This window comes from Micromonospora sp. NPDC005174 (assembly GCF_040608495.1).
Lineage (GTDB): Bacteria > Actinomycetota > Actinomycetes > Mycobacteriales > Micromonosporaceae > Micromonospora.
Genome location: NZ_JBEXIJ010000023.1, coordinates 58,319 through 70,164, shown reverse-complemented (window position 1 = coordinate 70,164; position 11,846 = coordinate 58,319). Strand labels below are relative to the sequence as shown.

General features: G+C 70.2%; 11 protein-coding genes. 9 read left to right on the top strand and 2 right to left on the bottom strand.

The window, feature by feature from the left end:
• Window positions 1-34: 34 nt before the first annotated feature.
• The 5 genes from ABZU91_RS23075 to ABZU91_RS23055 all read left to right on the top strand — a co-directional run bounded on the left by ABZU91_RS23075 (window position 35) and on the right by ABZU91_RS23055 (window position 2,643).
• On the top strand, window positions 35-502 hold the full coding sequence (locus ABZU91_RS23075) for an NUDIX domain-containing protein (RefSeq protein WP_355243977.1): 468 nt from the start codon (window positions 35-37) through the stop codon (window positions 500-502).
• 152 nt (window positions 503-654) lie between these two features.
• On the top strand, window positions 655-1,227 hold the full coding sequence (locus ABZU91_RS23070) for a GNAT family protein (protein ID WP_355243974.1): 573 nt from the start codon (window positions 655-657) through the stop codon (window positions 1,225-1,227).
• Window positions 1,228-1,339: 112 nt separating this feature from the next.
• Window positions 1,340-2,167 (top strand): TIGR02452 family protein, encoded by an 828-nt coding sequence (locus ABZU91_RS23065; RefSeq protein ID WP_355243972.1) that lies wholly within the window; start codon window positions 1,340-1,342, stop codon window positions 2,165-2,167.
• A complete protein-coding gene (locus tag ABZU91_RS23060) occupies window positions 2,148-2,294 on the top strand; it encodes a hypothetical protein (RefSeq protein ID WP_355243969.1) in 147 nt (48 codons plus the stop codon). The genes ABZU91_RS23065 and ABZU91_RS23060 overlap by 20 nt, the downstream gene beginning before the upstream one ends.
• A gap of 175 nt (window positions 2,295-2,469) precedes the next feature.
• On the top strand, window positions 2,470-2,643 hold the full coding sequence (locus ABZU91_RS23055) for a hypothetical protein (protein WP_355243966.1): 174 nt from the start codon (window positions 2,470-2,472) through the stop codon (window positions 2,641-2,643).
• Window positions 2,644-2,796: 153 nt separating this feature from the next.
• Here the strand turns inward: ABZU91_RS23055 and ABZU91_RS23050 are convergent, their stop codons facing one another.
• Together ABZU91_RS23050 and ABZU91_RS23045 are read right to left on the bottom strand one after the other, a co-directional pair.
• Window positions 2,797-3,810, bottom strand: coding sequence for an aminoglycoside phosphotransferase family protein (locus tag ABZU91_RS23050; RefSeq protein ID WP_355243964.1), 1,014 nt, complete (start codon window positions 3,808-3,810; stop codon window positions 2,797-2,799).
• Window positions 3,807-6,281, bottom strand: coding sequence for a hypothetical protein (locus ABZU91_RS23045; RefSeq protein ID WP_355243962.1), 2,475 nt, complete (start codon window positions 6,279-6,281; stop codon window positions 3,807-3,809). The genes ABZU91_RS23050 and ABZU91_RS23045 overlap by 4 nt, the downstream gene beginning before the upstream one ends.
• Window positions 6,282-6,613: 332 nt before the next feature.
• Between ABZU91_RS23045 and ABZU91_RS23040 the strand changes: the two genes are divergently transcribed.
• The 4 genes from ABZU91_RS23040 to ABZU91_RS23025 all read left to right on the top strand — a co-directional run bounded on the left by ABZU91_RS23040 (window position 6,614) and on the right by ABZU91_RS23025 (window position 11,676).
• Window positions 6,614-9,799: a penicillin acylase family protein gene (locus ABZU91_RS23040; protein WP_355243960.1), complete on the top strand. Its 3,186-nt coding sequence runs from the start codon at window positions 6,614-6,616 to the stop codon at window positions 9,797-9,799.
• A gap of 114 nt (window positions 9,800-9,913) precedes the next feature.
• Window positions 9,914-10,171, top strand: a complete 258-nt coding sequence (locus tag ABZU91_RS23035) for a hypothetical protein (protein ID WP_355243958.1) — start codon at window positions 9,914-9,916, stop codon at window positions 10,169-10,171.
• Window positions 10,172-10,328: 157 nt separating this feature from the next.
• Window positions 10,329-11,183 (top strand): hypothetical protein, encoded by an 855-nt coding sequence (locus ABZU91_RS23030; protein ID WP_355243956.1) that lies wholly within the window; start codon window positions 10,329-10,331, stop codon window positions 11,181-11,183.
• Window positions 11,176-11,676 carry a SigE family RNA polymerase sigma factor gene (locus ABZU91_RS23025; protein ID WP_355243953.1) on the top strand — a complete coding sequence of 167 codons (501 nt, stop codon included), beginning with the start codon at window positions 11,176-11,178 and terminating at the stop codon, window positions 11,674-11,676. Before ABZU91_RS23030 ends, ABZU91_RS23025 begins: the two co-directional genes overlap by 8 nt.
• Window positions 11,677-11,846: the final 170 nt, after the last annotated feature.

Sequence of the window (11,846 nt, the reverse complement as noted above, 5' to 3'; positions counted from 1 at the left end):
GGCTGCCGCGGGGTGTGACGGCTACCGTGTCCGGATGGCTATCTCGTCGCACCTGGCTCGGCTGCGGGCCGTCATCGGCCACGAGTTGATCCAGCTGCCGTCGGTGGTGGTCCTCGTCGTCGACGACGACGCACGCCTCCTGCTCGTACGTCACACCGGCGAGCAGACCGGTTGGGCGGTGCCCGGGGGTGCGGTCGACATCGGAGAATCCGCGGCCGAGGCGGCCGCGCGTGAGATCCGTGAGGAGATCGGCGTCCAGATCAGCCAGCCGCGGCTGCTGACGGTGCTCGGTGGCACCGACTACGAGGTGACCTACGCCAACGGCGATCGGGTCGCCTACGTCCCCGCCGTCTACGAGGCAGGGATCGTCGACGGGACACCGGTCCCGGACCAGGAGGAGATCAGCGAGCTGGACTGGTTCACCCGGTCGCAGCTCCAGAGCGTGGACCTCAACCGGTTCAGCCGGGCGCTGCTGCGGGCCACGGGCCACCTCGCCAGTTGACGGCGGCACAGTTTCCACAGGACCGGGTCTGGCCTGTCGGAGCGAGCTCACGCGGTCCTGGCCCTCTGCGTGACGCGATGCGCGTCCACCTACGGCCGCTGTCGGGCGTTCGGGGGCAGCGGACGGCGGGACGCATCACTACGGTGCGAAGGGTGGACAGTTCCGATCCGTTGGTGGCCGGCGTCGTGCACCACGCGCCCGGCTCGACCGTACGGCTGCGTCCGGTGGTCGAGGACGACGTGGCGATGTTGCGCCGGTTCGCGGTCGAGCCCGGGCTGATCGGGCTCGACTGGGCTGGCTTCCGGGATGCCGCCGCGCCGGCTCGCCGCCTCGCCGAGGACGGCTATCTCGGCGAGCGCACCGGCGGCCTGATCGTGCAGGTCGAGCCGGCGGCGGACTCCCGGGCGGGCTTCCTCAGCTATTCCCAGGGCCAGTACGGCGGTCGGGCGCCCTATTGGGAGATCGGGATCGTCCTACTGCCCGAGTGGCGCGGCCAGGGCATCGGCTGGCGGGCCCAGGCACTGCTCTGCGACTACCTGTTCAGCCACACCCCGGCCCAGCGCATCCAGGCCAGCACGCATGCGGAGAACGTCGCCGAGCAGCGGTCGCTGGAGAAGGCTGGTTTCCAGTTGGAGGGCGTCGTGCGGGCGTGCGAGTTCCGGGCCGGTGCCTGGCGCGACGGGTGGCTCTACAGCCGGTTGCGCGACGACCGTTCACCGCTGTGATCACCGTCCGCCGCCTCGAGCGGGATCGGGAGAACTGCCTGTCGGTAACCGTCTGTCTGCCTGGCCTGCTGGTTGTGCACGCCCCTCACCTCCCGACGCGCGGGGTGGACCGGTGAGCGACAGTCTTCGTGAGATCGCTCGCCAGACGGTGGCGATCGCCGAGTCGGGGCGCTACCGCAGTGGCAACGGTGTTGATGTCGTCCTCGGCGAGGCGGTACGCGCCGCGGTCGCCGGCACGCGGCATCACCTCCCGGACGAGGTGCTCGCGGTGCCGGACGCGGCACCCGGCGCCGCGCGGGTGGAGGTGACACACGAGTCGACGTTGCAGGCGGCGTACCGCCTCGGGCCCGGTGCGGCGTGTCTGGTGTTCGCGTCGGCGAGGAGCCCGGGCGGCGGGTTCCTGAACGGGGCACAGGCGCAGGAGGAGAGCATCGCTCGCTCGTCGGCGTTGTACCCGTGTCTGAGCGCCGCGCCCGAGTTCTACGCGTTCCACCGTGGGCAGCACGATCAGCGGTACAGCGACAGGGTCATCTACTCCCCGCTCGTGCCGGTGTTCCGGGACGACGACGCAAATCTGCTCGAGCAGCCGTACACGACGTCGTTCCTGACCGCCGCGGCACCGAACCTCGGCGCGATCGTCCGTAACCAGCCCGCGCATGTGCCGGACGTGCCGGCGGTGCTGGCCCGGCGTGCGCGGCGGGTGCTGGAGGTCGCCGCCGCCCACGGACACCGTTCGATCGTGTTGGGCGCATGGGGGTGCGGGGTGTTCCGCAACGATCCCGCCACGGTGGCCGGCGCGTTCGCCGAGGCTCTGCACGTGGTCGACCGATTCGACCACGTGGTGTTCGCCATCCACGACGGCCTTCCGGGCACCCCCGTGTATCGCGCCTTCGTGAAACGCCTGGCGGGATCTGCCGAGGATGCGCCAGCGTCGGGTTAGTGCCGCACGGGACGACGAGAAGCTGCCCGACTACCTGCGTGAGTACGGCGAGATCTGGACGGCGAAGCCGAAGGTGCTCGTGTCCCGGGGCGTCACGATGCACCGGTACACCGTCCGCCTGCCCTGACGACGCCAGCTACGCCGAAGGCGCACGCTCCTGCCGTACGGCGACATCCCCGGCAGCGGGTACGCGATCCGGTCGGGCGACGAAGGCGGGGCGACTGGTGTTGCTGAACGCCGGCCCCGCCGCCACCGACGAATCGATCGCCGGGCTGGCTGAGTACGGCGAGATCCTCGGCTAGGTGCTCGACCCCGGCGACTACCCGGAGTTGACCCCAGCCGTACGCGCCAACGCCTTCGGTGCCGCCGAGGAATGGATCGACGACTCTGATGTCGCCTTCGGGATCGATCTGCTACTCGACGGCATCGAGGCGCTCATCGCCCGCAGCGCCCGCGACGAGCCCGCGCGCGACTAGCGCCTGTTCCACAAGAACTGGCTGGCTGCGGCGGGCCCGGACGACACCCGGCGGCGTTGCGGTCGCGAGCCGCCGCCACTACGTCGCTTTCGGGTACGCCGTCAACCCCTCAGCGGCCACCCCGCACCCAGGCGAGGGCGGCGACGTCTGCCGTCATGAGTGGGAGCGGTGAGAGGCGACCCAGTCGGCGAACCCCGCGCGTACGTCGTCCAGGCTGATCGGCGCGGTCATGCCCCACCGCGGCCGGGCCGCGTTGAGCTTGCCGGCCATCGACCGGATCATGTCCTCCTCCGGGTATGGATACGGACCGCCCGCGACGAACAGTTGCGCGTATCGGATGGTGTCCACGATGGAGGATTTGATGCGCTCGTGGCCGAGGTACCCGTCGAGATCCGGCTCCCACCGGGCCAGATGCTCGGCCGGCATGGCAGCCTGCCAATGCTCGAGCAACACCGTCTCCTCGGCCGGCAGGTACGTCATCTTGTGGAGGTGAACGGCGAGGTCGTAGACCGGATCACCCCACAGGGCCAGCTCCCAGTCCAGGAAGACGCTGGCGCCGTTGTCGACAATGATGTTCTTGCGGTGCACGTCGGCGTGGACGCAGACGAACGGCCGAGACGTGAACGTGGGCCACATGTGGTCAAGCGCCGTCAGCGGGTCATCCGGAATGCCGAACCTGTCGAACAGTGGTCGGTACTCGTCGACCGAGGTGTCGTAGATCCACTGGGTGATTCGGGCTAGACGGCGTCCGAAGCCGCCGCTGTCGCCGTCGGCAGGCCAGTCGTCGGGTATCGGCGGCAGCTTGTCCCTGGGGACGTCGACTAGCTGCCGAAAGAGCCTCGCCACGTCATCCGGGACGTGCGGCGGGCAGGCGGTGCCGCGTGGTGCGATGTCGTTGAGCACGTCACCGGGGATGAACTGGTGGATCTGGAAGGCCGGATCGTCGTTGAGGAACAGCAGCCGCGGCGCCTCGATAACGTACGGCGCGATGGCCGGCAGCAGATCCTCCTCGCGCCACAATCGCAGGTCCATGACGTCCGCGCCGTGGATAGGGATCCGGACGATGACTGGTCCCGACTCGACCTCGACCCGGATGTTGTGGTTGTAGTAGCCGGCGGCGGCATCCACCCGCGACCGGGCCCGGTCGTAGATTTCCGTCCACGTCATGCCCGTTCCTCCAGGAGCGCCGCCACCAGTTGCCTGCCACGTTCCTCTAACGCGACGAGGGTGTCCAGCGCATCGATCTGGTCGCGGGCCACCGCAACGGAGTCGGTAACCCGCTGGTCGCGTTCGCCGAGGGCGTCGAGGAGCTGCCCAGCCAACACGATCAGGTTCGGGTAGACCTCCGCCTCGACCAGTTCGGTGACGGCCCAACGCGCGGCGTCCACAGCGTTGGCGCGGCGCCCCCGCCTGACGTCGAGGAAGGCCCGGAACAGCTCCGCCCGAGCACGCCCGGAGCGATAACCCGCCTTGTCCAAGGCCTCGGCGGCGGCCCGGAACGAGCCGGCCGACTCGTCGTACCGGCCGAGCCGGAGCTGCGCGATGGCCAGTGCCGTGAACGCCTTGCCGATCTCGTGCTGGGCGCCCATGGTGCGCTGCACCTCGATCGCCACCATCGCGGCCGGCACCGCGTCCGCCGGGTTAGTCCAGGCCAGCAGCTCGGCGCGGTTGGTCTTGAGGTTCGCCAACCCCACCACCGTGTCCGCCCGTCGGTACAACTCGTAGGCGTGATTCCACTGTTGCTCCGAGGCCGGGAAGTCGAGGGCGAACCGGTGCCCGAGGTGTAGCAGCCGAGCTACGTCCCCGCGCAGCACCGCGTCGTCCTCCGGGCAACCGGCGAGGATCTGCTCGGACATGGCGAACGCGGCCCGGAACCGGCCCTGCCACATCTCGATGTCCGCGAGACAGACACCCGCTCGATGCCGTACCGGTCCCGGGTGGTTCTCCCAGACCTCGGCGAACAACCGACGGGCCGCCTCGGTGGCGCCGCCGATCCGGCGTCCGTGGGCGGCGGCGAGCGCCAGCCGGGCACCCACCACCTCGTCCACCGGCCAGTCGAGCGTCGACGTGAGCGTCGTGGCGGCCGGCGCGTCACCCAGCACGACGGCCGCCTCAGCCTCCATACATCGCAGCGTGGCGGCCAGCTCGGGCGCGTCGCCGCTCTCACCGACGAACTCCTGGAGGTCGCGCCGCACCCCGTCCACCGCCTGCTTACCGCCACAGTTCAGTGCCTGGTCGGCGTACTCCAGTAGTCTCGCGCCGTTGACGTCCCCGGCGTGTAGCGCGGAGTAGGCGGTCTCCCGGATGGCCCTAGCCCTGGTCGCCACCCCGTCCTCCGTGCGTGCGGCCTGTCCGGACCGGTCCGCCCAGATGTCGCGCAGGAGCCGGTGTACGTCCCGGGCTGTGGCCGGCGAGACGTGCGTGCTCAGGGCGGACCGCATGAGTTGGTGCAGCCGATGACCGTGCTGGCCGGCCTTGTAGACGAACGAGTAGGCCGTGAGTGACTCCCAGGCCGGCCGGTGCCGAGGCAGGTCGAACGCGTCGGCGAGTGCCTGGAAGATCTCGAAGTCGAAGATCCGGGGGATGCTCAGCAATTCCAGGGTGCGGATCTCCTGGCCGCCCACATGTTGCAGGAAGCGCTGGACGATCTCCTCGGGGGAGACGGCGCGTCCCGGATCGCCCGCGGCGGTCCAGGTGTCGATAGCCAGATGCAGATAGAACGGAAGGCCGGCACTCGCCCGGGCGATAGCGTCTCGATCCGCCGCGTCGGCGATGCCGCTCTCGGTCAGCAGCTCCAGCCGGGCATTCATCGGCAGCCCATCCACCTGGCACTGACGAGTCACCGTGGCCCAGCTCGGATCGTACGCGTGCCAGCGCAGCGGTTCGCGGCTGGCGACCACGACGAGACCCCGGTCGAGCTGTGCCACAAGGTCACGCAGCCAGACGTCGAGCATCGAGGCGCGGCCGGCCCGGACCGAGACCGACACCAGTGCCTCGTACGCGTCGACGAAGATGACGTACGGCCGTTCGGCGCTCGACTCCCGCAGATCCTCGGCGAACAGGAAGGTGACGGCGTCGACCAGGTCGACGTTGGAGAGGTCGTCGAGCGAGCGCAAGGTGTCGTCGATCCGGATCTGACGTCGACGACGCGCGCCTGTCGTTGCCCGCTCCGCCAACTTCACGAGGCCGATAGCCGTGCCGAACACCGGAATTCCGGACACGTCATCGAGGATCTGGGTGAGGGCCTCGCTCTCCTCGATGAATGGCAGTTCCTTGGCAGTGAGCCGCAGATGTGGGTGCAGCCGCTGCCAGTACACGGCGTAGCCGATGTCGAAACGGTCGAACCGCACCCCCTGTCGGCCCAGCTCCACCCTCAGTACGGCGAGGGCGTCTTCCTGCTGACGCATGGCGGGCACCTGGAGATCGAGAGTGGCCGTGCGGCGACCCTCGCCGGCCCGGTCGCGCAACTCGCGCAGCAACCTTGACTTGCCGATGCCGCCCACCCCGACGACATTGAGCACCCGGATGCCAGCGCCGACGTTCGCCAACTCCTCGGCGTACGTCTCCAGGATGGACTCGCGGTTGACGAATCGTCGGCGCAGCGCGGCCACGCGGCGAAACCTCGGCTCCAGCGGCATCCCGCAGTCCCTTCGGGGTCATGCGCTACGTGGTCGTGTGACGACCGATGCGCCGTGACTGTACCGGCAGGGGGCAACACGCTCAGCGATCCGCTGACTGCCGCAGCCCAGCGTTGAGTAGCAAAGACGGTCGACGCCCGCTGGCGAAACGTCGGCATTCGCGCGTGGTGAACGACGGGTATCCCTAACGACGGTTCAGCGTCGATCATTGCCCGAGATTGATATGAGTCATTCTCACCTCCGGGTGGAACGCCCGGGCGCGGAGGGCGAGACGTCGGCACCGTAGCCGGGCGAGACCGTACGGCCCGACTCCGCGTCCCCGGAGGATCGCCATGCCCCGTCCCGCACTCCGTACCCGGCTCGCGGCGTTCACCGCCGCCACCCTCACCGCCGGCGTCCTGACGGTGACCCCGCCGTCAGCGGCGCTCGCCGCCACCACGTTCGCCGCCGACGACTACTGCCTCGGCCAGTGCTCCGACATCCTGCCCCCGGGGCAGAACGGCAACGCCACGCTCGTCGCCATCCTGGCGCACCAGGCGCTCGGCACCCGACCGGCGCACTCCAGCGACCAGCTCGACGAGTACGCGAACCTGGTCTACAACTACGCCGGGCTGACCGACGAGCAGATCGCCCACTTCTACAACGACGCCTCGTTCGGCGTACCGGCCGCGCAGGTCGAGAGCACCGTCTCGCCGCGCGCCGACGTCACCATCGTGCGGGACAGGGCCACCGGCGTCCCGCACGTCACCGGCACCACCCGCGCCGGCACCATGTTCGGCGCCGGCTACGCCGGGGCACAGGACCGGCTCTGGGTGATGGACCTGCTGCGGCACGTTGGTCGGGGCAACGTCACCTCGTTCGCCGGGGGCGCGCCCGGCAACCGGGAGCTGGAGCAGAGCGTCTGGGCCAACTCGCCCTACACAGAGGTGGACCTCCAGGCCCAGGTGGACGCGCTGCGTACCAAGGGCGTCCGGGGCCAGCAGCTCTACACCGACGTGGTCGACTACATCGCCGGCATCAACGCCTACATCGACAAGTCGATCGCCGACGACAACTACCCGGGCGAGTACGTGCTCGCCGGCGCGGGCAAGCCGAAGCACTTCACCATGACCGACCTGATCGCCACCGCCGGCGTGATCGGCGGCCTGTTCGGTGGAGGAGGTGGCAGCGAGATCCAGTCCGCGCTGGTCCGGATGGCCGCCCGGGCCAAGTACGGCACCACCGAGGGTGACCGGGTCTGGGCTGCCTTCCGGTCGCAGAACGATCCGGAGACCGTACTCACCCTCCACGATGGGCAGAGCTTCCCATACGGGGCGACGCCGTCCGGCGCGACCAGCGCGGTGCTCCCCGACGCCGGCACGGTGGTCGCCGAACCCCTGGCCTACGACGCCAGCGGTGGGGCTGCCGCCCGTACCGGGTCGAGCACCGCCACCCAGGGGCTGGTCGGCGGCCTGTCCAACCTGCGCGCGCACGGCATGTCCAACGCGGTGGTGGTCTCCGGGCGGCACACCACCACCGGCAACCCGGTAGCCGTGTTCGGGCCGCAGACCGGCTACTTCGCGCCGCAACTGCTGATGCTCCAGGAGTTGCAGGGGCCGGGGATCAGCGCTCGTGGGGCCGCGTTCGCCGGGCTCAACCTCTACGTGCTGCTCGGCCGCGGCCAGGACTACGCGTGGAGCGCCACCTCCGCCTCGCAGGACCTCACCGACACGTACGCGGTGCCCCTGTGCACCACCGACGGCACCGCGCCGACGCTGCGGTCCAACCGCTACCTCTATCACGGGCAGTGCCTCGCCATGGAGGCGTTGGAGCAGCGCAACTCGTGGTCACCCACGCTGGCCGACTCCACCCCCGCCGGCTCGTACACGCTGCGCGCGCTGCGCACCAAGTACGGGCTGGTCTCCTATCGGGGCCTGGTGAACGGGCAGCCGACGGCCTTCACCAAGCTGCGCTCCACCTACCGGCACGAGGCCGACTCGGCGATCGGATTCCAGGCCTTCAACGACCCGTCGGCGATGGGCAGCGCGGCGGCGTTCCAGGCGTCGTCCGCCAGTGTCGGGTACGCGTTCAACTGGTTCTACGTCAACTCGACCGAGGCGGCGTACTACAACTCCGGCTCGAACCCGGTCCGTTCGTCCGTCACCGACCCGAACCTGCCCGCGAAGGCGGAACCGGCGTACGAGTGGGCCGGCTGGAATCCCGACACCAACGACGCCACGTACGCCCCGGCGTCGGCGCATCCGCAATCGGTGAACCAGGACTACTACGTCAGCTGGAACAACAAGCAGGCGCGGGACTTCGGGGCGGCCGACGGCAACTTCAGCTTCGGCTCCGTACACCGGGTTCAGCTTCTCGACGGCCCGGTGCGGGCCGCGATCGCCCAACGGAAGCTCGGCCGCGCCGACGTCGTCCAGATCATGGCGGATGCGGCGGTGACCGACCTGCGCGGCCAGCAGGTTCTCGGCGACCTGCTGCGCGTGCTGGACAGCACGCCGGTCACCGACCCGGCGCTGGCCGACGCGGTGGGCAAGCTGCGGGCCTGGCAGCAGGCGGGCGCCCGCCGGGTGGAGACGTCACCCGGCTCGAAGGTCTACCAGCACGCCGACGCCATCCGGATCTTCGACGCCTGGTGGCCGCTGCTGGCCTCGGCGGAGTTCCGCCCCGGGCTCGGGCCGGACCTCTACGCCGCGTTGGTCGATGCCATCGAGGTCAACGAGGCCCCGTCGGGCGGCCAGAACGGTGGCCGTGACGGCGCGGCGAGCTGGGCGTTGCAGGGTCAGGCGCACAAGGGCTCGTCGTTCCAGCACGGCTGGTGGGGCTACGTCGACAAGGACGTGCGCACCGTGCTCGGCGACCCGGTGTCCGGCGGGCTGGGCCGCGCGTACTGCGGCAACGGCAACCTCGGCGCGTGCCGGCAGGCCCTGCTGGACACGCTCGGTCAGGCCGCCGCGGTGCCGGCCACCACTGTCTATCCGGGCGACAAGTCCTGCGGGGCCGGCGACCAGTGGTGTGCCGACTCGATCGCCCAGTCCGGGCTCGGCGGCATCACCCACCCGCTGATCGCCTGGCAGAACCGCCCCACCTACCAGCAGGTGGTCTCGTTCCCGGCGCGCCGGGGCGACGACGTCACCAACCTGGCCCAGGGCCGCCCGGCGACCGCGTCGAGCACCCAGTTCCTGACCAGCTGCACCCCGGACAAGGCGGTCGACGGCAGCCTCGGCAGCCGGTGGGCCAGCAGCTACAACGACAACCAGTGGCTCCGGGTCGACCTCGGCGCTGCCCGCACTGTCAGCCGGGCGGTCCTGCGCTGGGAGTCCGCCTACGCCACCTCGTACCGGATCGAGGTCTCCGGCGACGGCAGCTCCTGGACGCCGGTGTTCACCACCACCGCCGGCAACGGTGGCGTCGACAACGCCACCTTCGCACCGGTCACCGCCCGCTACGTGCGGGTGTACGGCGTCAAGCGGGCCACCTCGTACGGATTCTCGCTCCACGAATTCGAGCTGTACGGACGGTGACCCTCCCCGCAGGGGCGGGGGGAACCATTCGCCGCCCCTGCGGGGACAGGGCCGTGGGGCGACATCGGGGACCTGCGGGCAGCGCCCGACCGGGGCTGTCCGGACAATGGAGGAATGAAGCGAAACGTACGACTGGGGCAGTTGACCGCAACACGCGCCGACGGCGCGGTGGCGACGGGTGCGGTGGCCACCGGTGCGCGGGCTGCGGGGGCAGCGTCGCTCGGTGCCCTGGCAGTAGGGGCGCTGGCCGTCGGTGCCGTGGCTGTCGGGGCGCTGGTGATCGGGCGGCTGGCCGTCCGTCGGGCGATCGTCCGGGAGCTGCGTGTCGGTCGGTTGGAGATCGGCGAGCTGGTGGTGCGCAGCCGAACGTGACTCTCCGGAGACGGCCGAACACGTGCTGAAAGCACAGTCCAGGTCGAGCGGGGGCAACCGAAATTGGTGCCGAGAAAGGTGACCAAATCGGCCCTCCGGCCCGTCTCTCAAGTGACGGCTGGGCACGGCTGGCGGTCGGCCGAGGGGGGTACGGGACATGGGGGATGTGCGTGGGCGTTTCAGGGACGAACTGTCCCGACACGTCGCCCCACCGTTGGGTGATCTGGTCCAGCAGTCGGTGGTGCAGGGTCGCCGACTGCGCCGCCAGCGCCGCCTGACGCAGCTCGGGGCCGGCGGATCGGCGTTGGCGGTGCTGCTCGTGATCGGCCTGGCCGTCGGGCCACTCGCCGGCGGTGCCGATGGCGGCGGTCGGTCCGGCGGACCGAACGTCGGTTCGCTGGATGGGCTGGTCGACACCGTCACGCCGTCCCCAGATGGCGGGTTCGGTCCGGGTGCCGGAGAGGCGGCCGCGTCGCCGACGCCCAGGACCACGACCACGGTGATCGACAAGGTGCGGATCGGGGCGGGGCCTGACGGCGAGCTGCTGACGACCACACCGCAGGGCGCTCTGGAGCTGTTGACCTGGCTCCTACCGAAGGGGAAGACCAGCGGTTACGCGAGCCTGGAGAGCGGTGGGGCGGGCCCCGGCATGCCGTACGTCCAGATCTATCTGGATCGGGGCGACGGGCCGGGCATGGTGCGGCTCTCGGTCTACCAGGACCACCTCGGCGGCGACCCGGCCCCGGGGACGGTGGAGCTGACGGAAGTACCCGGTAACTGCCTGCAGGACAAAATGGTCACGGTGCACCACCGCGACGGCCTGCAGATCGACGTGCTGATCTCCACCTGTCTGGCGTGGGACGGCAAGGAGGCCCCGCCGGCGCCGGCCGCCCTCACCGTGCAGGAGGCGACCTCGATCGCCGCCAACCCGATCTGGGGGACGAGGCTGCCGGCCAAGTTCGTCGAGAGCGGTGCCAAGAACTTCCCGCATCTGGCCAGGTCGAATGGCTGACGAAGACTTCGTGGAATTCGCGCAGGCAGCCGCTGGCCGCCTGCGCGATGCTGCGTTCCTGATGTGCCGCGACTGGCATCTCGCGCAGGACCTCACCCAGACCACGCTGGCCAAGGTGTACGCCAACTGGGGCCGGGTCTGTCGGGCCGACGACCCCTACGCGTACGCCCGCAAGATACTGCTGCGCTGCGTGATCGACCAGCAACGGCGTCGCTCCAGCCGCGAGCTGGCGATTCCGGTACCGCCGGATCGGGGTGAGGAACATCCGGCGGAGCTGCGCATGACCCTGCTCGACGCGGTCGCCACCCTGCCGGTGCGCGATCGGGCGATCATCGTCCTGCGCTACTGGGACGACCTGAGCGTGGAGACGACCGCCGAGGTCGTGGGCGTCTCCACGGCCGTCGTCAAGAGCCAGAGCATGCGCTCCCTCGGCCGGCTGCGCGAGTTGCTCGGCGAGACCCGTTCCGAGCTGTTCGCCGAGGAGCGTCATTGACCGGCCGGGAGGCGGCGGAGCGGATCCCCCGTGGTGTCGGGTCGCCCACCGGCAACGGCCGCGTTTGTCCCGAATTGATGGGGAGGGCACCACCACGTCTCGTCGGCAAGGGCGTGACCTGCGGTGGCAATCATCTGTGTCTGGGGAGGTTTCGGTGTCCGTACCGAGCA

Excerpts from the sequence above, each read along its gene's own strand:
- ABZU91_RS23075 (WP_355243977.1), top strand. The coding sequence starts at position 35 with ATGGCTATCTCGTCGCACCTGGCTCGGCTGCGGGCCGTCATCGGCCAC.
- ABZU91_RS23060 (WP_355243969.1), top strand. The coding sequence starts at position 2,148 with ATGCGCCAGCGTCGGGTTAGTGCCGCACGGGACGACGAGAAGCTGCCC.
- ABZU91_RS23050 (WP_355243964.1), bottom strand. The coding sequence starts at position 3,810 with ATGACGTGGACGGAAATCTACGACCGGGCCCGGTCGCGGGTGGATGCC.
- ABZU91_RS23045 (WP_355243962.1), bottom strand. The coding sequence starts at position 6,281 with ATGCCGCTGGAGCCGAGGTTTCGCCGCGTGGCCGCGCTGCGCCGACGA.
- ABZU91_RS23040 (WP_355243960.1), top strand. The coding sequence starts at position 6,614 with ATGCCCCGTCCCGCACTCCGTACCCGGCTCGCGGCGTTCACCGCCGCC.
- ABZU91_RS23035 (WP_355243958.1), top strand. The coding sequence starts at position 9,914 with ATGAAGCGAAACGTACGACTGGGGCAGTTGACCGCAACACGCGCCGAC.
- ABZU91_RS23030 (WP_355243956.1), top strand. The coding sequence starts at position 10,329 with ATGGGGGATGTGCGTGGGCGTTTCAGGGACGAACTGTCCCGACACGTC.
- ABZU91_RS23025 (WP_355243953.1), top strand. The coding sequence starts at position 11,176 with ATGGCTGACGAAGACTTCGTGGAATTCGCGCAGGCAGCCGCTGGCCGC.